The following is a 24,168-nucleotide window of genomic DNA, read 5'->3' as shown; positions in this document are numbered from 1 at the left end:
GGTGCGAACGGGGCGACTCTGGGCGAGTGCCGGAAGGCCTCGGGGAGGGGGCGTTCCGACGGCACACCAGGGGGGGGCGGATGGCCATTGGGGAGGCCGGTCCGGGTTCGGCGTGGGCGCTTTCGCGGCGCGAGCTGCTGGAAGAGACCATGCGCGGACGGCTGGGCCGGGAATGCGTATACGTACCGTCGTGCCGGTTCGGCCTGTTCGTGGCGCTGCGTCACTGGTGCCCGCCGGGTGGCCGGGTGCTGATGTCGCCGGTCAACGACGACGTCATCTTCTTCGTCGTCCTCGCGGCCGGCCTGCGGCCCGTGCAGGCGCCGCTGAACCCGCTGGACGCCTCCATCGACACCGATGCCGTGCCCGACGAGGTGTGGGGTTCGCTGTCCGCGGTCCTGACGACGAACCTGTACGGGAACCCCGACCCGGCGCCGGCACTGCGGGCGCGCTGCGACGCGCTGGGCATCCCGCTGTTCGAGGACGCCGCGCACGCCATCGGCAGCGAGGTCGGGGGGCGGCCGGTCGGAGCGTGGGGCGACGCCTCCGTTTTCAGCCTGTCCAAGCACGCCGGCGCGCAGGCCGGGGGCATCCTCGCCGTCGCCGATCCGGGGCTGCGCGACACCCTGGCCACGGCCTGCGAGGCCCTCCTGGCCCCGCGCCGGACCACGGCCGAACTCGCCTACGCCGTACGGCCGTACGCGGAGGCGGCGGTGCGCGCCCTGCGCCTGAGAAGGGCGGCCTGGGCCACGCTGCGGCTGCTGGGTCGGATGGAGCGCGAGGAGATCCGGATGCCGCTGCGCCCCGCCGACCTGGCCCGTGCGGCGACCGCGGCACCGGACCTGACGGCGTACGACCCGTGGGTACGCGTCGACATGCACGACTACCGGCTGCGGCCCGGCCGGTTCCGGCTGGCCCGTGTCGGCCGGAGGCTCGACCGGCTGGACGAGGTGCTGGCCGCCAGCCGGTCGGGGACGGAGCTGCTGCTGTCGACGCGCTGGGCCGGGCCGTCGGCGCGAGCGGGGGAGCCGGGACGGGCCCAGCCGCTGTTCCGGGTACCGCTGCTGGTGGCGGACCGGGAGACCGCCGCCGCGGCCCTCGCCCGGCGGGGCATCGTCGTCGGCTATCTGTACGACCCGCCGCTGGACGACTACGCGGGCGAGGCCTTCACCGACCCTTCGCCCGCTCCCGAGGCGGCGCGCTGGTTCGCCCGGCACGCGCTGCCGGTCGACCCGCTGCGCGCGCGGGCGGCCGTAGAGGCGTTGGAGGAGGCCGGGGTGCGGCCGGCACGGGTACCGGAGGCACTGAAGAACCCCGCCGCGGAAGGGCCGGGTCCGGTCGGTGGCTGAGACGCGGGTGCACGAGACCGCCGCGGCGCCCGCCGACGGCGGACCGAAGCCGGCAGGGGGCGGGCACGGCGGCGACTCGCTGTTCAAGAACGCCTACTTCCTCATGCTCAGCACCGGTGTGTCCGCCGTGCTCGGCCTGGGCTTCTGGCTCGTGGCCGCCCGCTACTACTCGGAGGAGGCCGTCGGCCAGGGCTCCGCCGCCATCGCGGCCATGCGGCTGCTCGCCAGCATCACCGCGACGACGATGATCGGCGCCGTCGTCCGCTTCGTGCCGCGCGCCGGACGGGCCACCGGGGCGCTGGTGTGGCGTGCCTACGCGGCCAGTTCGGTGGTCGTCGCCGTGGCGGCCGGCGTCTTCCTGCTGACCCTCGACCTGTGGGGGGCCTCGTACGCGCCGCTGGGCACCCCGGCGGCCGGGGCGCTGTTCGTCGCCGCGTGTGTCGCCTGGGCCCTGCTCACCCTCCAGGACGGGGTGCTGACCGGGCTGCGCAGAGCCGAGTGGGTGCCCGCCGGGAACGCGGTCTTCTCGGTCGGCAAGCTGGTCCTGCTCATCGTCTTCGCCACGACGCTGCCGGTGCTCGGCATCTTCGTGTCCTGGGCCGTGGCCATCGCCTTCTCCACGCTGCCGCTGGGCTGGCTGATCTTCCGCCGGCTCATCCCGCGCCAGGCCGCCGCCGACCGCGACGTGGAACCGCCACGGCTGCGCGAGATGGGCCGCTTCCTGGCCGGTGACTCGCTCGGCGCGCTGTTCAGCCTCGCGATGATCAACCTGCTGCCGGTGATGGTCGCGGTCAACTTCACCGCCGCCCAGAACGGCTACTTCTACGTGGCGTACACCGTCGGCGGCACGATGGAGTTCATGGCCATCAACATGGCCTCCTCGCTCACCGCCCACGCCTCGCACGACCCGCGCCGGCTCGCCGACGGCGTCCGCGGCGCGCTGCGTCGCATGACGCTGCTGCTGGTGCCGGTGGTTGCGGTGCTGGTGCTCTTCGCGCCCTACATCCTGGCCCCCTTCGACGCCGACTACGCCGAGCACGGCTCCACCGTGCTCAGGCTGCTCGCCCTGGCCGCGCTGCCCCGCATCCTCGTGGAGCTGTACATCGGGGTGCTGCGCGTGCAGGGCCGGACCGGCGTGCTCGCCGCCGTCCAGGGCACCATGTGCGTGCTCGTATTGGGCAGCGCCGCCGCCCTCTTCACCCCGGCCGGGATCGCGGGGGCCGGCTGGGCGGTGCTGCTGGGCATGACGGTGGTCGCCCTCGGGTGCGTGCCCGGGCTGCGGGCGGTGCTCCGGGACGGCGGCTCCGGACGGTCCGCCGGCCCCCGCCGCTCCACCGGCCCCGTCCAGGGCGGGGGCGGGCTGCCGCACGGCGACGGGGAGCCCCGAGACGGGACGCCGGTCTACGGCACCCGGTGGGCGCGGCTCAACGCCACCGCCGGGTACGGCACGGGCTGGGCGCGACGGGCGGCGTACGAGCAGCGGGGGGCCGACGGCGCCGGGGAGGCGTCCGAGGACACCGTCGCGCTGTTCATAGGGCACCCCGGTTACGAACGGGAGGCGTTGGAGGCGGACACCCTCGCGGTGGTCGTCCGTCCCGGACGGCCGGACCCGGGGGCGGGCGAGCGCCGGGCCGGGGCCTCGGACACCGGCCGCGCCGCAGCACCCGACGGCACCGAGGCCGGACCCGGACCCGGAGGGCGCGACGCGGACGGGGAGGGCGAGGAGGGCGAGGAGGCCGAGACAGGCGCCAGGGCGGAGGAGCGGGTGGCCGTCGAGGGCGGCGTGCCGGGGGCAGCCGGTGCTCCGGTGGCAGCCGGCCTTCCGGTGCCGACCGGTGTCCGGGCCGGGGGCGACACCCGTGAGTGGTGGCTCGGGGTCGTGCTGTGGGTGTCGCTCGCCGCCGCCACCCTCACCTTCTGGACGGCGCTGCGCGAACTGCCCTGGCCGGGCGTCACGTCGGGTGCCGCACCCGAGCTGACGGGGCGCGCACTGCTGGACGGGCTGCCGCCGGCGGCGCTCGCCGCCGGGGGCCTGCTGCTCGTGGTCTTCGTGGCGTCGGTGACGCTGTGCGCCCGCCCCGACCCGTGGCTGCCGCGCGCCGCCTTCGGTTCGGTCGTACTGGCGTTGCACGCCGCGCCCGTCGCCCTCGGCTGGGAACCACGGCCGGTGGGCGGGGCGTTGTATGCGCAGACGGCCGGATTTCTGGCGGAAGCGGTGGGGCTCGACGGGCCCGGCCCCCTGCTGCGCTGGGCCCCGCTCGTCCTCCAGCTGCTGTGTCTCGTGCCGCTGTGGCTGCTGCTCTCACACGCGGGCGAGCGACTGTCGTGGCAGGGACGCTGGGGGGTCCTCTATCTCGCCGCGGTGGGCGGCTGGGTGTGGCGGCAGGCGCTCGCGCCCGTCGCGCCGCCCCTTCTCCTGCTGCTCGTCCTCGTCGTCCTGCTCCTGTCGTTGCGCCGCCCCCCGCCGGCGACGCAGCCCCCGCACCGCACCAGACCGAACGGCACAACCAGGGACTGATCAAGCGCAGAGCCAGAAGCCAGGGGGGAACCGCCGTGCGTCCGCAAGCAACTCCACGGGAGAGAACCGCAGAAGAGCCCGTGTCCGGGAAGGACACCCCGGACACGTCCGAGACACCCTCCGCGCCCTCCGGGCCCGACGGGCAGCGGCCCGACACCGCCCCTCTCACCTCGCAGGAATCGGCCCACCGCACCCGGGAAGAGGAGGAGGTCTCCGCGCGCCCCCCACGCGAGCAGTCCTCCCGGACCCCGCGGGAGGCGCGTGAAGCCATGGCCGACCCCGTGACGGACCTGTCCGACCTCCCGCCCCTGACCTCCGCCCGGTACGGGCACGGCGCTGCCGCCGCCCGGCCGGCGGTACCGCTGCTCGTCGCGCTCGCCCTGTGGGCGTACGCGCTGCGCCGCACGGACGTCACCGCCCTCGACGACTTCGGTCTCGTCACCGCCCTGCACCCGGCGTTCTGGGCCGGCCTCGCCGTCCTGACCACCGGGTTCTGGTTCACGGTCCGCGCGCCGAGCCGCCCACAGGGCTGGTCGTTCGCGTACGTCCTCGGTCTGCTGGTGATGGAGCGGGCCACCCAGGCCCTGCTGTATCCGACCCCGCTGTACGCGTGGGCGTGGAAGCACGACGCGGTCGTCGACCATCTGCTGACGTCCGGCGGACTCCAGACCGAGGCGCAGCTCGGCGACATGGCCGTCTACGACCAGTGGCCGGGCTTCTTCGCCGCCCAGGCGGCGCTGGTACGGCTCCTCGGCGTGGAGAACGCGGCCATGTACATGGCCTGGTGGCCGCTGGTCTCCAGCGCGCTGCTGCTGCTCCCGCTGCTGCTGATCTACCGCACCTTCACCACCGACCGCCGGCTGATCTGGACCGCGGTGTGGCTGTTCTGCGTCGCCAACTGGGTCGGCCAGGACTACTTCTCCCCGCAGTCCCTCGCCTTCGTCCTGCACCTGGGCGTCCTGGCCGTCGTGCTGCGCCGGTTCGGCCGCTCGGGCGGAGCCGGCGGCCGGCAGCGGCAGGCCGTCTGGACGGTCGTCGTCACCGTGCTGGTCACGGCCATCGTGGTCTCGCACCAGCTGACGCCCGGCATGCTGGTCGTCTCGCTCGCCGCCCTGTGCCTCGCGCGCCGCTACCGCGACTGGGTGCCGCTGGTCACGACGGTCGTCATCTTCCTGGCCTGGTGTCTGACGGCCGCCCTGCCCTTCCTGTCCGCCGCACTGCCGGAGATGATCCGTTCCGTCGGCGACATCGGCGCCAACGTCGAGACGGGGTACGGGGCCACCCCGACCGGCACCGGAGCGGTGGCCACGTCCTGGGCGGCGCGACTGCTGTCCGGTTCCGTTCTGCTGCTGGCGCTGGTCGGTGTGGTGCGGCAGAGAGCGCTGCGGCACCGGGCACTGCCGCTGCTGTGCGTCGCGGCGGCCCCGCTGCCGATGTTCGCGGCGAGCAGCTACGGCAGCGAGATGATCTTCCGGGTCCTGATGTTCATGCTGCCGGGCGCGGCATTCTTCGCCGCCGCCGCGCTGCTGCCCAGGGTGCGCGCCCTGCCCGCGGACGCCGCAGAGGCCGCCGACCCGGCGCACACCGCACACACCGCGGACACCGCAGGAGCCGCCGAGACCGCCGACGCCGCCGACGACAGGGGTGAGCGTTCCGCCTCCGCCGTCCTGTCCCGGGCGCGGTTCGGGGCGTGGGTGCCGTTGATCGCGCTGCTCGCCGGCACCCTCGCGTTCGTGCCGAGCTACTCGGGCAAGGACCGCGTCAACTACTTCCCGCCGCAGGAGGTCGCCCTCGTGCGGCAGTTGTTCGACCGGGCGCCCGACGGGTCCCTGGTCGTCGCCGCCAACCGCAACTACCCGCTCGCCTACGAGGAGTACTGGGCCGTCGACCACTACTGGTTCCTGGACGACGACCGGCGGCACGTCGACGCGATCGTCCGGGACCCGGCGGCCGTGCTCGCCCGCGACATGGCCGGCGTGGACGCACCGGGCCGGGCCTACTTCCTGCTCACCCAGGGGCAGGTGGCGAACTCGGAGATGAACGGCCAGCTTCCCGGGCCGCAGTTGGAGCGGATACGGGAGTCCGTGGCGGCCTCACCGCGGTTCGAGCTGGTCGCCGAGAACAGCGCCGGCGTCCTCTACGTCCTGAAGCCGGCGAGCTGAGGAGGGGTGCGAGCCATGACACCGCAGGATCTCGTGACCCGTATGCTGCCCGCCTTCGGGGGCTGGCTGGCCCTCGCCGCGCTCGCCCTGCCCGGCGGGTCCGCGCTGCGCGGCGCGGCCGTCGCCGTCTTCCTGGCCGTCGGGCCGGGCGCCGCCCTGGTGCGGATCTGCGGGCCCGCGTCGGCCTCCCGGCCCGCCGAAGGGCCCGTCGAGCGCCGGGACGCCCGCTTCGACCACCACTCCGACCTGCTGGAACGGCTGATGCTGGCCGTCCTCCTCAGCGTGTGCGCCGCGATGCTGGTGGCGACCGTGCTGATCGCCACGCGTGCGTTCAGCGGCGAGCGCGTCCTGCTGACGCTCACGCTGCTGACCACGCTCGCCGCGTTCTGCCCGCGGCTGCGCGCGTCCCCGATGCCGAGTACATGAAAGGTTCTGCCCTGTGAAGGTGCCCGGGTTCCTCGGCGGCCGGCGCCGGCTGCTGATCACGTCGGTCACGGTCACGTGCGCGCTCCTGCTGGCCCTGCTCGCCCTGCGCGAGGCCTCGGGTCCGGGGGCGGACGGCGGCGCGACCGGCCGTGACGAGGAGTGCCGCCCGACGGAATTGCTCGAACCGCCCTGCGGCGCCTGGTTCGGCGCCTTCGTGCCGCACGACAAGACCGACCTGGCCGAGCGGGTCCACGCCTACGAGCGGCGCGTGGGCCGCAAGCTCGACATCGTGTACACGTACCACGACATGTCGGCGGTCACGGGGACCCGGCTGGAGGGTCAGCTGCTGACCGAGCAGGAACAGCGCGTCGGCGAGGACCGCATGCTGCTGCTGTCCTGGGAGAGCAAGTGGTGGGGCGGTACGCAGCGGCAGCAGCCGACCTGGAAGCAGATCGCCGACGGTGAGCTGGACGACTCCGTGATCGACGTACAGGCCCGGCGCATCGAGGAGTACGGGGAGCGCACGGGCAAGAAGGTGTTCCTCTCCTTCGACCTGGAGATGGACACCCGCACACCGGACGCGGGCACACCCGAGGAGTACGTCCGGGCCTACCGGCACATCCACGACCGGTTCCGCGAACTGGGCGTCGACAACGTCGTGTGGACGTGGATCATCACCGGCTACCTGGGCCACGCGGAGCTGTTCGAGCGGATGTACCCGGGGGACGCCTACGTCGACTGGATCGGCTACAACCAGTACAACTACTTCCGTTGCCACAAGACGGACTGGCTCTCCTTCGCCCGGACGCAGACCGCCACGCACGAGTGGATCCGCAGCCGTCTGTCCGACGACAAGCCGCTGATGCTCTCGGAGTTCGGCAGCGCCTTCGACACGGACCGGCCGGGCCGGCAGGCCGACTGGTACGCACAGGTGCCCGGGGTGCTCAAGGGACTGGAGGGCGTCAAGGCCGCCCTCCAGTGGAACTACCGCGATCCCGGTCCGCACTGCGACCTCTCGGTGCAGGGCGAGGAGGCGTGGCGCAGCCTGCGCGAGGTGGCCGCCGACCCGTACCTCAACCAGCCCCACGGGTGACCCATCAGGCCGACGTCCGTCACCCTGCGAACTCGGGTCCGCGTGCCGCCGCGCGGGCCCGCCGGTACCAGCGCCAGGCCACCGTCTTCGGCCCGTCGCGGTAAGGAGCGGTCCGCGCCCCCGTGCCCGCGAGCCACGCCTCGACGTCGGCGACGGTGTGCGAGCGCCGGACGATGAGGCGGGCGATGCGGTAGCGCTCGTCGCGGTCCGAGCTGAGCGCGTGCCGTACCGCGGTCGCCGTCTCGTAGCCCGCGCGTGCCGCCATCCTGCGCACCTTCGCGCTGTTGTAGCCGTGCGGATAGGCGAGGTGGCGGACGGGGTGGCCGAGGGTGTCCTCCAGAACCGCCTTGGAGGCGCGCAGCTCCTGCGCCAGGTGGCGGGAGGGCAGGGTGTCGAGCTGGGCGTGGGTGACGGTGTGGCTGCCGATCTCCATGCCGTGACGTTCCAGCAGCGCGGCCCGGTCCAGGGTCATCATCGGCGCGGGCGGCAGCAGGCTGCGCCCGCCCGGGGCGATGGCGCCGGTGGTGAGATACGCGGTGGCGGTCAGCCCCCGGCCGGCCAGCGCCTCGGCGGTGGGTCCCGGCAGGTCGGCGAACCCGTCGTCGAAGGTGAGCAGCACCGGCCGGGGCGGCAGCGGCGACCGTCCGGCGAGGTGGTCGGCGAGGGCGCTGATGGTGACGGGCGTGCGGCCGCTGTCGACGATGGCGTCCAGATGCGCGGCGAACGCCCGTGGGGTCAGCGTGAACTCGGCGATCCAGGCGGGCGGGTCGTCCATCACGGCGTGGTAGAGGAACACGGGAATGTGCCCCACCGCCCCGTCGCCGAGCTCGGCCGACCGCGCCGCCCCGCCGGCCTCACGCCGCGCCCGCCCGACGACGCCGGCCCCGGTGCCAGCCCCGTCCCGGCCTCCGGCCTGGGCCCCGCCTCCGGCCTCGGACCCGCCTTCGGCCCCGGCTCCGGCCCCCCGCTCCCGTCTCACACCCTCGCTCATCGCCCCTCCGGACGGGCCGTGCGCAGCGCCCTGCGGGCCCGCAGGTAGCCGACGGGGCCGTACAGCATGCCCCGGCGTTGCAGTCGGGACAGGCGCCGTGGCCAGGGATGGTGCCGGGCGTCATGCCCGCCCGGCGCCGCGGCTCGCCCGGGTGCCCCCGACGCCCCGGCCGCCCCGCCGGACGCCGGTGTCCCGGCCCCCTCGGAGGCCGGCGCCCCGCCCCCGTCCGCATCCCGCACGGCGGTCAGCGCGCGGGCGTGGGCGAGGCCGCGCGGAAGGCGGGCGAGGAACGCCGGCAGCAGGGCGGGCCGGTTCACCAGGAGCGCCGTGAGATAGGCGGTCAGGCCCGCCCCGTAGCCGTACGCCTGGGTCTCCAGGTCCCGCCAGGTCTCCCGGTGGTGGTGCCAGACCAGGGCCGCCGGGGTGTAGTGCAGCCGGTATCCCTGGGCGAGGACGCGGACGAAGCCGTAGAGGTCGTCGCCGCCACGCGCGCGCGTGCCCGCGCCGGTGGCCGGGTCGAAGCCGCCGACGGAGCGCAGCGCCGCCGTACGGAACGCCATGTTCGCCCCGGAGCCGAACCGTCCGGCGGTGAAGGGGAACAGGGGCTCGTCGGCGGGCGGATCGGCCGGGTCGTACGTCCGTGGCGCGAAGCCCTTCGCGAAACCTCCGTGGCTCTCCAGCAGCACCTGCGCCGGGGTGCGCAGCCGCGCGGGCAGGATCAGGCCGGTGGCGCAGCCGAGGGCCGGGTCGGCGGCGAAGGGCGCGGTCAGCTCGGTGAGCCAGCGCGGGTCGGCGACCACGTCGTCGTCCGTGAAGGCGGTCACCTCGCCCCGTACCGCCGCGAGCCCGGCGTTGTGCGCGACGGCGAGGCCGGGCACCGGTTCGCACACGTACCGCACGCGCTCGCCGTACTTGCGCTCGATCAACTCCCGGGTGTCCCGGGTCACGGGCGCGTTGTCGACGACGACGATCTCGAAGTCGGGGTGGTCCTGCGCGAGCAGCGAGTCGAGGGCCCGCGCCAGCTGGCCGGCGCGCTCCCTGGTGGCCACCACGACACTGGCGGACGGCGCCCGCCCGGTCGCCGCGGCCGTGTCCTCGGCCTGCCGGGCGGCGGTGTCGTCGGTCGGCTGAGCGTCCACGTCCTCCGCCCGCCGGGCGTCCGTGCCCCGCGGCTCGGGCAGGTCCCGCGCGAGCGCGGCCAGCACTTCCGTGGCGTCGGCGCCCTCCGGCACGGTGCCGACCAGCGTGCCGACGGGCCGCCCCGCCCGCCGGACCAGGACGAACACGTCGCCGGACGTCACCGGCGCACTGCCCGGCCCCGGACCGAGCCGCGCCCCGTCGGCACTCAGATGCAGCTCGGCGACCTGCACCGGGCCGATGCTCAAGAACCCTTCGATCTCCCGCCGAACCCCAGGCCTCACCCGCTCGAACCCAGGCCTCACCCACCCGAACCCACGCCTCACCCACCCGAATTCAGGCCTCACCCACCCGAACCCAGGCTTCCCCCGCCGGCCCCCCGGCCGCTCCCGCCGCGCGCGCCATGCCCCGGCCATGTGCCCACCCCCTGTCGCCTGCCTGCTCCCCGCCTGCCCGTTCCCCGCCTGCCCGTTCCTCGCTGGCCTGCTCCCCGCCCGCCGTCACGGCCTGCGCAGCCGCGCCGCGCCCCTCAACGTCCGTACCGCCAGCGACGCCAGCCGTGGCCGGGTGCGGACGAAGCTCTGTGCCCGGCGCGCGGGCTCGCGGCCGAGCCACTGCCAGACGGCGCCCGGCCCGGGGCGGATCACGGCCCCCTCGTAGACGGCCAGTTCACCTGTCTTCAGCGAGTCCTTGTACTCGGCGGCGCCGCGCCCCATGTCGAGCAGGCCGATGCACTCGGCCGCCGCGGCCTCGGCCATCCGCAGATGCAGCACCAGCCCCGGCGAGTACTTCGCGTACTGAGGGTCGTACGCCGGGAACCAGCAGGCCAGCACCGTCGCCGAGCGCAGCCCGAAGTGGGCGGCGACCGGCCGGCCGCCCGCGTAGAGCACGGAGAGCGTGCCGGTGCACTCCGGCGCCCGGGTCTCGGCGAGCCCGCCGACCAGCCGGGTGATCCACTCCTGGGCGAACCGGTCCCGGCGCCCGGTCCTGCGGTACTGCGCCGACTTCCACGCCATCAGCGTGCGCAGCACGGCCGGGTCCCGTTCGTCGAACACGAACCGCACGTCCCCGACCTGGCGGCCGAGCCGCCGCTCCTTGGCCAGCGTGGTCTTCAGGAACTTCGGCGACCGCGCCCGCAGCACCTCTTCGTACGCCGCGTAGCCGCGCTCCACGTCGATGACATGGGCGGCATGCCGTTCGGCGGCGTACGACAGGAACAGGTCCTGCTCCGCCTCCAGGTTGTCGAAGGCGAAACCGGACAGCGAACAGGCCCGCAGCAGGGCACGCGTGTCCGGCACCAGCCCCTGGGGCAGCACCGCGCCCTGGCAGTCCGAGACACCGAGGCCGATCGCCCGGCCCTGCCCCAACGGCCCCCGCTCGTACGGCAGGAACCCGGCCGGTTCCCGCCCGTCGTACAACACCGCCACCCGCGCCCCGGGCCGCACCCGCCCCACGGCACCGGTGAACTCCGGTTCCATGAACGGGTTGCGCGGCGCCCGCGACTTGGCGCGCAGCTCCCGCCAGTGCTCCTTCTCCCCCTCGCCCAGCTCCCCGGGCCTCAGCACACGCACGCGTCCGACGCTCAACTCGACCCCCCGATCAAGTCCCCCCTGGACACAAGGAAGGTACCCCCGGGGGGAGCCCGGACGGTAGGTAGCGGACCATGTTGTTGCCAATCGGTGCAGAGGCCTTGCACAGTCCTTTAATCGGCTGTAGCCCCCGATGCGTCAGTATTCGGACACAAACGTCCTCGTGTGCGCCTGTTGTTGTCCGCGAGCGGTGCCTTCCTGTGCCCAAGCGTTCCGGGGGTGAGTCGGGGGGACGCGATGTCCGTATTCTCTGATCATGGACCCCACCGCATATGCCCTCGTCGCCACCGACCTCGACGGAACGCTTCTCCGAGGCGACGACACCGTGTCCGACCGGTCGCTCGCCGCGCTCGCGAGCGCGGCCAGGGCGGGTGCGCGGCATCTGGTGGTGACGGGACGACCGGCGCCCAGGGTCCGGCCGCTCCTCGCCGACCTTGGCTGCACGGGGCTCGCGGTGTGCGGGCAGGGTGCGCAGGTGTACGACGCGGGGGCGGACCGCCTGCTGTGGTCGGTGACCCTCGAGCGGGAGCTGGCGGAGACCGCGCTGGGCAAGATCGAGGCCGAGGTGGGGCAGGTGTACGCGGCCGTCGACCAGGACGGGGTCGACGGACTGACACTGATCGAGCCGGGCTACCTGATGCCGCACCCGACGCTGCCCGCCGTGCGGGTCGGCCGGCGCGACGACCTGTGGAGCGCGCCGATCAGCAAGGTGCTGCTGCGCCACCCGGACCTGTCCGACGACCAGTTGGCGGCGACCGCGCGCGCGGTGGTCGGTTCGCTGGCGACGGTCACGATGTCCGGACCGGGGACCGTGGAGCTCCAGCCCTGCGGGATCACCAAGGCGACCGGTCTGGCGCTGGCCGCCGAGCGGCTGGGGGTGAGCCCGTGGCGGACGATCGCGTTCGGCGACATGCCGAACGACATCCCGATGTTCGACTGGGCGGCCCACGGAGTGGCGATGGCCAACGCCCACCCCGAGCTGCGGGCGGTGGCGGACGAGGTCACATTGTCGAACGAGGACGACGGCATCGCCGTCGTCCTCGAACGACTGTATGGGGGCTGAGCCCGTTCGTATGGGCGATGAGTCCGTCTCCACGGGGGTGAGTCGGTCGTGGAGTGACGGGTGACGGGCCGTCCCCGTTGCTCAGTACGGGCCGAAGACGTTGTCGATCGAGCCGTACCGGTCGGCCGCGTAGTTGCACGCCGCCGTGATGTTCGCGACCGGGTCGTACGGGTCCCAGGAGGTGCCCGGCACGTGGTAGGCCCGGAAGGTCGGGTCGATGACCTGGAGCAGACCCTTGGACGGGGTGCCGTTGATCGCGTTGATGTCCCAGTTGTTGATGGCGTACGGGTTGCCGGACGACTCCCGCATGATGTTGCGGTGGATGCCCTGGTACGAGCCCGGGATGCCGTGCTGGGCCATGACGTCGAGCGCCTGGCGGATCCAGCCGTCGAGGTTGTTGGAGTAGGCGGTCGACGCGGCGGGCGCGGCGGCCGGGGCGGCCGACGGTGCGGCGGACGCGCTGGTCGCGCCGATGAGCGGCAGCGCCAGTACGGCGGCGCCGGTGCCGGCGATGGTGAGCTTGCGGGCGATGCGCGAGATCCGGGCGTGGCGGATGGTGCCGGTTGCAGGCATGCGAAAGGTTCCTCTCCTACGCCTGCGAGGTGAGCTGTCGGGTTCGGGCGGGAGGTGCCCGGCCGCGCCCTGACGGGCGTGGCTTCACCCCGAGCCGCTCCGGTCGGCGACCGGCGCGGCGACTTACCTGGGTCCCCCGCTCCTGCCGTGCGTGAGTTGGTCGGTCGTCGGTTGTCCGTCCGGGCGGTGGCAGGACTCGGCGTCCGCCCGACAGGCCGGGAACGTATGCGAGGGCACATGTCCGGAACAAGTGCAGGATTCACACAACCCGCCCTTTGCCCATGATCCATCGCCTTTGGGATGCTTGATCCTTTGCGAGTGCAAGGCTCAACTGACGTACGGGCAGCGGGAGGCAGGGTGGTGCGGGGTGGTGGCGCGCCGGGTGTGGCGCGTGAGCCATTTCACCCGCCTCAACAAGCGTGGCAAATCGGGCAATGCGCCCAACTATCCCTCAACCGCCCACCCGTGCTTGGGATCGACGGCGTGCGCCTCGCGCGGGTGACGTTCACGGACGGCCGGGCGTTGGAGAAGGGGACGCGGAGGGGGAGAGTGATCTTCGGTGGGAGGCCAGGGCGGCCGGGGGCGACGTACGGGCGATCCTTCGCGTGGGGGTGGGTGATGCCTTGCCGCGTCGAGGCTCCCGGGCCGCGCCCGGATGCCGGCGTGTCGCCGTGGGCGTCCCGGGTACCGGATGCGCGTCGCGGTCGCGCGCGCCCGTCGATATCGATCAAAATTTGCTCATATCACCTGATCAAAAACATACCGTTCATGATCCGATACCGACCGGCCTGTAGCGGTGGGCGCTAGCGGTGATCGAAACGTGACCGGATACGCTGACTCGAGTGATGGCAGCGACCTATCGACAAACCGGGTAACCGCCAGTAGACACCAGCAGACAGGAGACCCCTCGTGACCGTCGTCGGGCCGTTCGGGCTGAGCGTGCGGGACCAGGCTCTGGAAGCCGATGTCCAGGCCGGGATGGCGGCTGTCGAGGAAGGGTTGCTCGAGGCAACCAAGAGCGAGGTGCCCTTCATCACCGAGGCCGCCCAGCACCTGGTGCGGGCCGGCGGCAAACGGTTCCGTCCGCTGCTGGTGATGCTCTCGGCGCAGTTCGGCGACCCCTACGCCCCCGGGATCGTCCCGTCGGCCGTCGTCGTCGAGCTGACCCACCTCGCCACCCTCTACCACGACGACGTGATGGACGAGGCCGCCGTGCGGCGCGGCGTGCCCAGCGCGAACACCCGCTGGGGCAACTCCGTCGCGGTCCTGACCGGCGACTTCCTGTTCGCCCGGGCGTCGCAGATCCTCGCCGACCTCGGCCCGGAGGCGGTCCGGGTGCAGGCCCTGGCGTTCGAGCGCCTGGTCACCGGCCAGATCCTGGAGACGGCGGGGCCGCAGGACGGCCGTGACCCGGTGGAGCACTACCTGGACGTGCTGGGCGGCAAGACCGGCTCGCTGGTGGCCGTCTCCTGCCGGTTCGGCGCGATGATGTCCGGGGCCGACGAGACGGTCGTGGACGTGCTCACCCAGTACGGCGAGCGGCTCGGCGTCGCCTTCCAGCTCGCGGACGACGTGCTGGACATCGCCTCCGACTCCCATGAGTCCGGCAAGACCCCGGGCACGGACCTGCGCGAGGGCATCCCGACCCTCCCGGTGCTGCGGCTGCGCGAGCGGGCCGCCCGGCTGGGCCGGGCCGAGGACCTCGCCCTGTGCGAGCTGCTCGACTCCGACCTCACCGACGACGCGCGCCACGCGGAGGCGCTGCGCCGGCTGCGCGCCCACCCCGCGCTGGAGCAGGCCCGCCGGGACACCGTGCGCTACGCCGAGGAGGCCCGCGCCGCCCTGGCCCCGCTCAAGGAGTGCGACGCCAAGACCGCGCTGGTGGAACTGTGCGACGCGGTGGTGCACCGGGCGGGTTGATCCCGGCCGCGGTCGCCCCCTTCTTCTCTCGCGTCCGCCCCTTCTTCTCCCGCTTCCCCTTCCGCTTGCTCCCCCTTCCCCTCCCGCACGTGTGACGTGCGCCACGAGACCCCTACTGGTCGGGGGAGGTTCACTCCCTCGGTGTCATACCCCAGCAGTACGCGGAGTTGGCTCCGCGGGCTGACGCTTCGCGGCGGCCGATTTGGTCAGATGGACACCACGGAAAACACCACTCCTCACCGATTCGGGTGAGAATGGCGGCACAAGGGGTGGACGAGTGCGAGGTCTCGAGTCAGCCGCCGCCGACGACGGAGGTAGGGCACACATGGCACCGTACGAATCCGACGGCATCACGACCGCCGGACAGGACGAGGAGCGCCGGGCGGAGCGGCGGCGCAAGGCCGCGCGGTACGTCGTCCCGGTCACGGTGATGGGCGTGGCGGCAGCCGCGATCGGGCTCGTTCCCGCGATCGCCGACTCCGGGGACCCCGACCTGCCGGAGATCACCGCGCAGCAACTCATCGAGAAGATAGCCGAGTCGGACGTCGAGCAGCTCTCCGGCACGGTGAAGATCAGCACCGACCTCGGGCTGCCGGACCTCGGCGGTCTGGAGAGCGGCCTGATGTCCGGTGGCCCCGGCGCGGGCCGGGAGGACGGCTCGGCCGCCGACCCGTCGGCCCGTCTGACGGAGCTGGCCTCCGGCACGCACACGCTGCGGGTCGCCGTCGACGGCCCCGACCGGCACAAGGTGTCCCTGCTCCAGGACGCCGCCGAGTACAGCCTGATCCACGACGGCAAGGACGTCTGGGGCTACGACAGCAAGTCCAACGAGGTCTACCACGCCACCGTCTCCGACCGGGCCGACAAGTCCCGCGAGGAGATGCCGGCCACTCCGAAGGACTTCGCGGAGGAGGCGCTGAAGGCGGCCGACGACACCACGTCCGTGACCGTGGACGGCACCGCCCGGGTGGCCGGACGCGACGCCTACCGGCTCGTCATCGACCCCAAGCAGTCCGGCACGACGGTCGGTGCGATCACCGTCGCCGTGGACGCCGAGACCGGGATGCCGCTGAAGTTCACGCTGACCCCGGCGAGCGGCGGCGCCGCCGTCGTGGACGCCGGCTTCACCCAGGTCGACTTCGCCGAGCCGGCCGCCTCGACCTTCGACTTCACCCCGCCCAAGGGCGCGAAGGTCACCGAGGACGGCGAGCTGGACGCCGGGTCCCGGGCGCCGGAGCACGGACAGAAGGCCGAGGAGGACCTCGCCAAGGACCTCCAGGGGCTCGAGGTTCTGGGCGAGGGCTGGAACTCGGTCGCCGCCTTCGACACCGGCGGGCAGGGCCTGCCGACCGGCTCCGCGGGCGGCGCCGGCGGCGACCTGGGCGGCTTCCTGAACTCTCTGGGCGACCAGGTCACCGGCACCTTCGGTTCGGGCACGGTCTTCAAGACCCGTCTGATCAACGCCCTGGTCACCGAGGACGGCAAGGTCTACGTCGGCGCCGTCACCAAGGAGGCACTGGTCAAGGCCGCCGACGCGGGGAACTGACCCGCGGGCACGAAGACGCACACACATCCGGGCACGCCCGAGCGTGCGCGCACGACGAGGGGAGGAAGCCGATGGGCGCACCGGCCGGGGACGACGCCGTGATCGCCACCCGCGGGCTCACCAAGCGCTACCGCGGCGGGCAGCTCGCCGTCGACGGTCTCGACCTGACCGTCCCGGCGGGCAGCGTCTTCGGCTTCCTCGGCCCGAACGGCTCGGGCAAGACCACCACCATCCGCATGCTGATGGGCCTGATCGCGCCCACCTCGGGCACCGCCCGGGTGCTGGGCCGGCCGATGCCGGGGGCGGCACGAGCCGTGCTGCCCCGGGTCGGCGCCCTCATCGAGGGCCCGGCCCTGTACGGCTTCCTGTCCGGCCGCGACAACCTGCTGCGCTACGACGCCGCCGACCCGACGGCCGATCCGCGCACCCGGCGCGAGCGGGTCGCGGCGGCGCTGGACCGGGTCGGTCTCACGGCCGCCGCGGGCAAGAAGGCGAAGGCGTACTCGCTGGGCATGAAGCAGCGGCTCGGCCTGGCGGCGGCCCTGCTCCAGCCGCGCAGCCTCCTCGTCCTCGACGAACCGACCAACGGGCTCGATCCCCAGGGCATGCGGGAGATCCGCACCCTGGTGCGGGAGCTGGCCTCCGACGGTACGACCGTCTTCCTCTCCTCCCATCTGCTGGACGAGATCGAGCAGGTGTGCACGCACGCCGCCGTGATGGCGCAGGGCCGGCTGATCACCCAGGGCCCGGTCGGCGAACTGGCGGCGGGCGCCCGCGGCCGGCTGGTGGTGACCACCCCGGACCCGGCCGACGCGGCCCGGGTGCTGAAGGAGCAGGGCGCCGGGGACGTGGTCGCCGCCGAGGACCGGGTGACGGCGGAGCCGCCGGACCGCGACCTCGCGGAGGTCAACGCCGCCCTGGTGACGGCCGGGGTGCGCGTGCGCGGCTTCGGGCTGGAGCGGGCCTCCCTGGAGGACGCGTTCGTGGCGCTGACGGGGGAGGGGTTCGATGTCGCAGGCTGAGCCCACCGGGACCACCGAGCCGGCCAGGGCCACCGACGCCGCCAGGACCGTCGCGACCACGCAGGCCGCCAGGGCCACCGGGGGCGCGAAGGCCGTTGCGGGCGCCGGCGGCACCCGGGCGCCGGGCCCGCTGTGGAGCCTGGGCCTGCTGCGCAGCGAGCTGCTGACCACCTTCCGGCGCTGGCGCACGCTGGCCCTGCTGGGTGTGCTGGCCGCCGTGCCGGTGCTGGTGGGGATCGCCGTGAGGATCGAGACGGGCGACGGCTCCTCGGCGGGGGGCGGCGGGGGCCAGGGCGGCCCCGCGTTCATCTCCCAGGTGACCAACAACGGGCTGTTCCTGGTCTTCACGGCACTGGCGGCCACGCTTCCGTTCTTCCTGCCGATGGCCGTCGGGGTCGTCGCGGGCGACGCGGTGGCGGGCGAGGCGAGTGCGGGCACGCTGCGCTATCTGCTGGTCGCCCCGGCCGGCCGCACCCGGTTGCTGCTCACCAAGTACGCATCGGTCCTCGCCTTCTGCCTGGCCGCCACCCTCGTGGTCGCGGCCTCGGCCCTGGCGGCCGGCGCGCTGCTGTTCCCGTTGGGCGATCTGACGACGATCTCCGGCACGCGGATATCGTTCGCCGAGGGGCTGGGCCGAGCCCTGCTCATCGCCCTGGCCGTCGCCGCGTCACTGGTCGGCTTCGCGGCGCTCGGCCTGTTCGTCTCGACACTCACCGGCAGCGGCGTCGCGGCCATGGCCACGACGGTGGGGCTGCTGATCACCGTTCAGATCCTCGGCCAGATACCGCAGCTCGAGGCGGTACATCCGTACTTCTTCTCGCACTACTGGCTGTCCTTCGCCGACCTGATGCGCGAACCGGTCTACTGGGACGACCTGGTGAGGAACCTCGGCCTGCAAGCGCTGTACGCGGTGGTGTTCGGCTCCGCCGCCTGGGCGAGGTTCACGGCGAAGGACATCACGGCGTGACACCCGCGGTCGTCCGACGTGCGGAACGACCACCTGGGCAGTCGGGCACGCGGGCAGTCGGCCACCGAGGCACTTGGGACGAGCCTGTGACGCCACGGTGACTCGTCGGGCCAACCGGACGGAGACACTCGAATCAGGCGTGTGGCCGGTGGCTCGGTGTGTGAGAGTGAGGGGCGAGATGGCTCGGTTCAGCCGTGAGGAGAGGCGGCAGGAAGGGGGCCCGGTGCACGGTCCGGCCCCGGAGGCGGCACCGATCGAGGTCCGGGTGCCGGTGCCCGCGCAGAGCCTCGGCGCGGCCTCGGCGGGCGGTTCCTCGGACTGCTCCGCGGCGGACGGTGCCCTGGTGGGCGGCGTCCCGGTCACGGGCGTGGACGGCGAGGACATACAGGACGCCGTCCTGCGCCGCCTCCACCGCATCGCCCTCGCCGCCGGGCGGCCCGTCCTGGCCACGGTCCACGACGAACGCCTCGGGTACGTCGTCCCGCTCCGCGTCGACCTGGACGGCTCCAGCCACCTCGCGGGCGAGCCCACCCCGGCCACGCCCCGGCCCGCCGCGGCGGAGTCCGTACCGGCGTCGGACGCACCCGGGTCCGCCGCCGCCCAGCCGGTAGCCGTGCCGGACACGCCCCGGCCCGCCGCGGCGGAGTCCGTACCCGTGCCGGCCTCGCCCCTGCCCGCCGCGGGGGAGCCTGCGCGGGAGCCGGCTCCGACGTTCACGCTGCGGGCCGTCCCGTCGGCGACCGCGACACCCGAGCCGGCCTCCACCCGCACCCCGACCCCCGCCCGCGGCTTCGACGCGATCGCCGAGGCCGTGCTCGGGGACGAACCGCTCACCGCGCCCGGCGACCGCACCACTCCCGCCCTGCTCGCCGAGCCGATGGCCCGGATCAACGAGGCCGTCAAGGAAGGGCGGACGGAGGAGGCGGAGCGGCTCGCCCACGAGGCCGTGGAGCAGGCGTCCGGGACCCTCGGCCCGGACCACCCGGAGGTGCTGCGGCTGCGGGAATTGTCGGCCTACATCGCCTATCTGTCCGGCGACCCGGTCCGCGCCCACCGCCTCTCGCTGGAGCTGGCCTGGTGGTACCACCGGGCGGGCGACGCGGAGGCCGCGTACGGCAACGTCCAGAGCGCGGCGACCGCCTGGCGTGCCGTACGCGACCCGCTGTGCGGGCTGGAGCTGGGGCGCGACCTGATCGGCCTGTGGACGGAGCTGACGGCCCAGGAGGGCCCGGCCGCGGACGACGCCGAGCAACTGGACTCCGCCCGCGCCCGCATGGCCCGCCTCGCCGAACGCGCCCGCGTCCGCGGCTAGTCGGACAGCTCCCACACGGCGTAGGCCACGGCGTCGCTGTTGCGGTCCAGGGCCGTGTCGTTGATGTTGGCGGTCGTGTCGCAGGAGGAGTGGTAGCAGCGGTCGAACGCCACGCCCGCCGTACCGCCCCACTTGGCGGCCTGGGCGGCCGTCTTGCGGTAGCCGGCGCCGGTGAAGAGGCCGCCGACGGGCACGCCGACGCTCTTGAACGGCGCGTGGTCGGACCGTCCGTCGCCCTCGGTCTCTATCTCGGTGGGGACGCCGATGCCGGCGAAGTAGTCCTTGAAGGTCTTCTCGATCGCGGGGTCGTCGTCGTAGACGAAGTAGCCCGGGTTGGGCGAGCCGATCATGTCGAAGTTCAGATAGCCGCTGATCTTCGCGCGGTCGGCGGACGGCAGGGTGTTGACGTAGTACCGGGAGCCGACGAGGCCCAGCTCCTCCGCGCCCCACCAGGCGAAGCGCAGGTGCTTGGCGGGCTGGTGCCCGGAGCGGGCCACCGCGAGCGCGGTCTCCAGGACGGCCGCCGAGCCGGAGCCGTTGTCGTTGATGCCGGGGCCGGAGCTGACGCTGTCGAGGTGGGAGCCGGCCATGAGGACCTGGTTCGGGTCGCCGCCGGGCCAGTCGGCTATCAGGTTGTAGCCGGTGCGGCCGGAGGCGGTGAACCGCTGCACGGTCGTGGTGAACCCGGCCGCGTCCAGTTTGCCCTTCAGGTAGTTGAGCGAGGCCTGGTAGCCGGGACGTCCGTGGGCGCGGTTGCCGCCGTTCGCCCTGGCGATCGACTGCAACTGCGACAGATGGGCCTTGACGTTGGCTATCGGTATGTCGGGCGCGGCGGCCTGCGAGGGCCCCGCCGAGGGCGCCGCACCGGCCAGGGAACCGCCGGTCATCAGTGTGGCGACCGCGACGACACCGGCTGCCGTCGCGCGCCCGGAAACGGAGAGCTTCATGTGGGGGGCTCCGAATTCCTGGAGGACCCCCGGAGCGTCGTGCGTCCAGGGGTCCCGGTGAATGGGGTGCCTGGATGGTGTGCCGGGACTGACTCTCCGTCAAGACCGTTATCCGGCCACAGTGTCACGCATATCGGTGGCCCGCGCGCCCGCTCAGTGGACGCAGAACTCGTTGCCCTCCGGATCGCTCATCACCACCCACTCGCCGCCCTGCTCCCGCACCCGCCGCAGCACGCTCGCGCCCAGTCCCTCCAGCCGTGCGACCTCGTCCTCGCGCCGCCCCTCGCCCGGGTGCAGATCGAGGTGGAGGCGGTTCTTGCCGGTCTTGGCCTCGGGCACGCGCTGGAACAGCATCCGGCGCCCCAGCCCGGTGCCGCTCTCCTCCTCGTACGGATCGCCGGGGTGCCGTACGGCGGTCAGGTCCCGCCAGGCCCGGCGGCCGTGGGACTCGACGGTCAGCTCGGCCGGCACGGCTCCGGCACCCAGCAGCTTCTCGACGAGTGCGCTGTGGTCCTCGACCAGATAGCCGAGCGCGGCGGCCCAGAAGTCGGCCTGGGCGTGCGGGTCGCCGGCGTCGATCACGAGCTTCCAGTGCGCGGGTGTGGGTGTCTGCGTCATGTACCACTTATAGGGGAGGTCGGCCGGGCACGGGCGCTGCGGGACGCCCTGTCCGTGCTCGCGGCGGACCGCGCCCACGGACGCCCGCTGGAACCCGGCCTGCTGGACGTCGTCAACGCGCCGCGGCGCAGCCGCCCCTGGTGGCCCGCGTCCTGCCCCGAGGCGGGGCAGAGCGGAAGGGAGGGAGCCGGCGAACTACTGCCTGCCCGTGGTCGCTTCCGTCCGCGACGTCACCGCCGCGCCGGGCGCCACCGCCGCATCCGGCGCCGCCGGCTTGGCCACCGGGGCCTTGATCCCGGCCTCGATGCCCGCCCGCAGGGCCCGGGCGCTGCGGTGGGCGGTGCGCAGGGCGTCCCAGGTGAGCAGCGTGAGCGCCAGCCACACCAGCGCGAATCCGGCCCAGCGCTCCGGCGGCATCGCCTCACCGAAGTAGAGGATGCCGAGCAGGAACTGGAACACCGGCGCCAGGTACTGGAGCAGTCCCAGCGTGGACAGCGGCACCCGGATCGCCGCCGCGCCGAAGCAGACCAGGGGCAGCGCGGTGACCAGGCCGGTCGCCGCCAGCAGGATCGCGTGCCCGGGGCCCTCGGTCGAGAACGTCGAGTCGCCCTGCGCGGTCAGCCACAGCAGATACCCGAGCGCCGGCAGGAACTGGACGGCCGTCTCGGCGGTGAGCGACTCGACGCCGCCGAGGTTGACCTTCTTCTTCACCAGGCCGTACGTGGCGAAGGAGAAGGCGAGGCAGAGGGAGATCCACGGCGGCCGTCCGTACCCGACGGTGAGGACGACCACGGCCGCGAAGCCGGTCCCGACGGCCGCCCACTGCGCCGGCCGCAGCCGTTCCTTGAGCAACAGCACGCCCATGGCGATGGTGACCAGCGGGTTGATGAAGTACCCGAGCGAGGCCTCGACGACATGGCCGCTGTTCACGGCCCAGATGTAGACGCCCCAGTTGACGGTGATCACGGCGGCGGCCACGGTGACGAGCGCCAGCCTGCGCGGCTGCCGCAACAGTTCGCCCGCCCAGGCCCAGCGCCGCACGACGAGCAGCGCGACGGCGACGAAGGCGAGGGACCACACCATCCGGTGAGCGAGGATCTCGGCCGCCCCGGCCGGCTTCAGCAGGGGCCAGAACAGCGGGACGAGCCCCCACATCCCGTACGCCGCGAAACCGTTCAGCAGGCCCATGCGCTGCTCCGCCTTGGACCCCTCCGGCCCTATCAGCCCCTTCGACGACCCGGCCACGGGCTCCTCCTTCTCACGTCCTGCGCGCCTGCACGACGGTAGCGCCGAGAACCCCCGGCTGTCATGCCCGTATCGCTATACGGTCATGACAGCCGGGGGTGGAGGCCGTGACAGTCGGGGCCGGAGGTCGTGGCACCGGGATGGAATGTCGTGACGTCCGCGTGGCGGAGGGGGGCGGCGGCGTGGCTCAGCCGGCGAGGGCCGCCTTGACCGCGTCGGCGAGCGGGGTGGTCGGGCGGCCGGTGAGGCGGGACAGGTCGCCGCCGGGCACGACCAGTTCCCCCTTCTCGATGGAGGCGTCCACCCCCGCGAGGACGGCGGCGAGCGGCTCGGGAACGCCTGCGCCGGCGAGGATGCCGGCGTAGGCGTCGACGGAGACGGGGGAGTAGGCGATCTCCCTGCCGGTCTGCCGGCTCAGTTCGGCGGCGTACTCCGCGAAGCTCCACGCCTCGTCGCCGCCCAGCTCGTACGTCCGTCCCTCGTGGCCCTCGCCGGTCAGCACCGCGACGGCGGCAGCGGCGTAGTCGGCGCGCGCGGCGGAGGAGACCCGGCCCTCGCCGGCCGCCTGTACGACCGCGCCGTGCTCCAGGACCGGGGCGAGGTTCTCGGTGTAGTTCTCGTGGTACCAGCCGTTGCGCAGCAGCGCGTACGGCAGCCCGGAGGCGAGCAGCGCCTCCTCGGTGGCGCGGTGGTCGTCGGCGAGCGCGGCGGTCAGGGTGCCGGGGGCGCTGGTGTAGGCGAGCAGGGCGACGCCGGCCGCCCGGGCCGCGTCGATGACGACCCGGTGCTGCCGCACCCGCCCCTTGTCGAACTCGTTGCCGGAGATCAGCAGCACCTTGTCGCCCGCCGAGAACAGGCCGTCGAAGGTCTCGGGTGCGTTGTAGTCGGCGACCGCGAGGCGCACCCCGCGCTCGGCGAGGCCGGCGGCCTTCTCCGGACTGCGGACGACGGCGGTGACCTGGCCGGCCGGGACCTTCTCCAGCAGCTGGTCGACGACGTGGCGGCCGAGGTGTCCGGTGGCTCCGGTGACGACGATGCTCATGATCAGAACTCCTGGTGGGGGTGTGTCCGGTCACCGACCCTACGGACAGCGCTAACCAAAGGAAAGTACCCACTTTGAAGTAAGGTACTGGTATGGCAGTAAGTAATACGGGTGTGGAGGCGGAGGCCATGTGCCCGCACCGCCTCGTCCTCGAGCACATCACCAGCCGCTGGGGCGTCCTGGTCCTGATGGAACTGCTGGAGCGCCCGTACCGCTTCAGCGAGCTGCGCCGGGCGATCGGGAGCGGCGGCGGCAGGCAGGTCAGCGAGAAGATGCTGACCCAGACGCTCCAGACCCTTCAGCGCGACGGCCTGGTCCACCGGGACGCCAAGCCGGTGATCCCTCCGCGCGTCGACTACTCCCTGACCGGCCTCGGCCGCGAGGCGGCCGAACAGGTGCGCGGGCTGGCGCTGTGGACGCAGCGGCGCATGGCCGACGTGGAGCGGGCGCGCAGGACGCACGACGACACCCGGGCCCGCGCCCGGGGCACGGGTCGTGGCCGGGCACAGGAAGAGGCCCGGGCGTGAAGGCCCGGGCCTCTTCGGGGGACGTTGCCGGTCAGCCGACGACGGTCCAGGTGTCGTTGCCGGTGAGGAGGGCGGCGAGGTCGCCTTTGCCGTGTTGTTCGACGGCGGTGTCGAGCTGGTCGTT

At 73.5% G+C, this 24,168-nt stretch carries 20 protein-coding genes and 1 riboswitch; of the genes, 12 read left to right on the top strand and 8 right to left on the bottom strand.

What is annotated here, in order from left to right; genetic code table 11:
• The first annotated feature begins 149 nt into the window (after window positions 1-149).
• The 5 genes from ACZ45Q_RS28745 to ACZ45Q_RS28725 all read left to right on the top strand — a co-directional run bounded on the left by ACZ45Q_RS28745 (window position 150) and on the right by ACZ45Q_RS28725 (window position 7,545).
• Window positions 150-1,346, top strand: a complete 1,197-nt coding sequence (locus tag ACZ45Q_RS28745; RefSeq protein WP_468266783.1) for a DegT/DnrJ/EryC1/StrS family aminotransferase — start codon at window positions 150-152, stop codon at window positions 1,344-1,346.
• The gene (locus ACZ45Q_RS28740) at window positions 1,339-3,864 is read left to right on the top strand and encodes a lipopolysaccharide biosynthesis protein (RefSeq protein WP_468266569.1); all 2,526 of its coding nucleotides are present in this window, start codon (window positions 1,339-1,341) and stop codon (window positions 3,862-3,864) included. The genes ACZ45Q_RS28745 and ACZ45Q_RS28740 overlap by 8 nt, the downstream gene beginning before the upstream one ends.
• An 80-nt stretch (window positions 3,865-3,944) precedes the next feature.
• Window positions 3,945-6,026, top strand: a complete 2,082-nt coding sequence (locus ACZ45Q_RS28735) for a glycosyltransferase (protein WP_468266567.1) — start codon at window positions 3,945-3,947, stop codon at window positions 6,024-6,026.
• 15 nt (window positions 6,027-6,041) lie between these two features.
• Window positions 6,042-6,452, top strand: coding sequence for a hypothetical protein (locus ACZ45Q_RS28730; RefSeq protein WP_468266565.1), 411 nt, complete (start codon window positions 6,042-6,044; stop codon window positions 6,450-6,452).
• Window positions 6,453-6,465: 13 nt separating this feature from the next.
• On the top strand, window positions 6,466-7,545 hold the full coding sequence (locus ACZ45Q_RS28725; protein ID WP_468266563.1) for a glycosyl hydrolase: 1,080 nt from the start codon (window positions 6,466-6,468) through the stop codon (window positions 7,543-7,545).
• 19 nt (window positions 7,546-7,564) lie between these two features.
• Here the strand turns inward: ACZ45Q_RS28725 and ACZ45Q_RS28720 are convergent, their stop codons facing one another.
• The 3 genes from ACZ45Q_RS28720 to ACZ45Q_RS28710 form a co-directional block, all read right to left on the bottom strand.
• Window positions 7,565-8,320, bottom strand: coding sequence for a polysaccharide deacetylase family protein (locus tag ACZ45Q_RS28720; RefSeq protein ID WP_468266781.1), 756 nt, complete (start codon window positions 8,318-8,320; stop codon window positions 7,565-7,567).
• A gap of 212 nt (window positions 8,321-8,532) precedes the next feature.
• Window positions 8,533-9,915 (bottom strand): glycosyltransferase family 2 protein, encoded by a 1,383-nt coding sequence (locus tag ACZ45Q_RS28715; protein WP_468266779.1) that lies wholly within the window; start codon window positions 9,913-9,915, stop codon window positions 8,533-8,535.
• A gap of 258 nt (window positions 9,916-10,173) precedes the next feature.
• Complete coding sequence (locus ACZ45Q_RS28710) at window positions 10,174-11,244, bottom strand: GNAT family N-acetyltransferase (RefSeq protein ID WP_468266561.1); 1,071 nt, start codon at window positions 11,242-11,244, stop codon at window positions 10,174-10,176.
• A 274-nt stretch (window positions 11,245-11,518) separates the two neighbouring features.
• Here ACZ45Q_RS28710 and ACZ45Q_RS28705 point away from each other — a divergent pair, with 274 nt between their 5' ends.
• Window positions 11,519-12,325: an HAD family hydrolase gene (locus ACZ45Q_RS28705; protein WP_468266559.1), complete on the top strand. Its 807-nt coding sequence runs from the start codon at window positions 11,519-11,521 to the stop codon at window positions 12,323-12,325.
• 81 nt (window positions 12,326-12,406) lie between these two features.
• Here ACZ45Q_RS28705 and ACZ45Q_RS28700 read toward each other — a convergent pair whose 3' ends face one another.
• Window positions 12,407-12,898 (bottom strand): transglycosylase SLT domain-containing protein, encoded by a 492-nt coding sequence (locus tag ACZ45Q_RS28700; RefSeq protein WP_468266557.1) that lies wholly within the window; start codon window positions 12,896-12,898, stop codon window positions 12,407-12,409.
• Between the two features lie 4 nt (window positions 12,899-12,902).
• Window positions 12,903-13,071: riboswitch (cyclic di-AMP (ydaO/yuaA leader) on the bottom strand.
• A 736-nt stretch (window positions 13,072-13,807) separates the two neighbouring features.
• Here ACZ45Q_RS28700 and ACZ45Q_RS28695 point away from each other — a divergent pair.
• From ACZ45Q_RS28695 to ACZ45Q_RS28675, 5 genes are all read left to right on the top strand, one after another.
• Window positions 13,808-14,818: a polyprenyl synthetase family protein gene (locus ACZ45Q_RS28695; protein WP_468266555.1), complete on the top strand. Its 1,011-nt coding sequence runs from the start codon at window positions 13,808-13,810 to the stop codon at window positions 14,816-14,818.
• A gap of 325 nt (window positions 14,819-15,143) precedes the next feature.
• Window positions 15,144-16,364: a LolA family protein gene (locus ACZ45Q_RS28690; protein WP_468266553.1), complete on the top strand. Its 1,221-nt coding sequence runs from the start codon at window positions 15,144-15,146 to the stop codon at window positions 16,362-16,364.
• A 71-nt stretch (window positions 16,365-16,435) separates the two neighbouring features.
• Window positions 16,436-17,386, top strand: coding sequence for an ABC transporter ATP-binding protein (locus ACZ45Q_RS28685; RefSeq protein ID WP_468266551.1), 951 nt, complete (start codon window positions 16,436-16,438; stop codon window positions 17,384-17,386).
• Complete coding sequence (locus tag ACZ45Q_RS28680; RefSeq protein ID WP_468266549.1) at window positions 17,373-18,353, top strand: ABC transporter permease; 981 nt, start codon at window positions 17,373-17,375, stop codon at window positions 18,351-18,353. Before ACZ45Q_RS28685 ends, ACZ45Q_RS28680 begins: the two co-directional genes overlap by 14 nt.
• Before the next feature lie 223 nt (window positions 18,354-18,576).
• Window positions 18,577-19,665: a tetratricopeptide repeat protein gene (locus ACZ45Q_RS28675; RefSeq protein WP_468266547.1), complete on the top strand. Its 1,089-nt coding sequence runs from the start codon at window positions 18,577-18,579 to the stop codon at window positions 19,663-19,665.
• Here ACZ45Q_RS28675 and ACZ45Q_RS28670 read toward each other — a convergent pair.
• The 4 genes from ACZ45Q_RS28670 to ACZ45Q_RS28655 all read right to left on the bottom strand — a co-directional run bounded on the left by ACZ45Q_RS28670 (window position 19,662) and on the right by ACZ45Q_RS28655 (window position 23,517).
• A complete protein-coding gene (locus tag ACZ45Q_RS28670; RefSeq protein WP_468266545.1) occupies window positions 19,662-20,612 on the bottom strand; it encodes a M28 family metallopeptidase in 951 nt (316 codons plus the stop codon). The genes ACZ45Q_RS28675 and ACZ45Q_RS28670 overlap by 4 nt on opposite strands.
• A gap of 153 nt (window positions 20,613-20,765) precedes the next feature.
• Window positions 20,766-21,230 (bottom strand): VOC family protein, encoded by a 465-nt coding sequence (locus ACZ45Q_RS28665; protein WP_468266543.1) that lies wholly within the window; start codon window positions 21,228-21,230, stop codon window positions 20,766-20,768.
• Between the two features lie 195 nt (window positions 21,231-21,425).
• Window positions 21,426-22,418 carry an EamA family transporter RarD gene (gene rarD / locus ACZ45Q_RS28660; RefSeq protein ID WP_468266777.1) on the bottom strand — a complete coding sequence of 331 codons (993 nt, stop codon included), beginning with the start codon at window positions 22,416-22,418 and terminating at the stop codon, window positions 21,426-21,428.
• A 244-nt stretch (window positions 22,419-22,662) separates the two neighbouring features.
• Window positions 22,663-23,517, bottom strand: coding sequence for an SDR family oxidoreductase (locus ACZ45Q_RS28655; RefSeq protein ID WP_468266541.1), 855 nt, complete (start codon window positions 23,515-23,517; stop codon window positions 22,663-22,665).
• Between the two features lie 92 nt (window positions 23,518-23,609).
• On the opposite strand from ACZ45Q_RS28655, the gene ACZ45Q_RS28650 reads away from it, so the two are divergent.
• Window positions 23,610-24,044, top strand: coding sequence for a winged helix-turn-helix transcriptional regulator (locus ACZ45Q_RS28650; protein WP_468266539.1), 435 nt, complete (start codon window positions 23,610-23,612; stop codon window positions 24,042-24,044).
• Window positions 24,045-24,168 lie beyond the last annotated feature (124 nt).

Source organism: Streptomyces sp. NPDC031049 (genome assembly GCF_055571015.1).
This window is presented reverse-complemented; position numbering and strand designations above follow the sequence as displayed.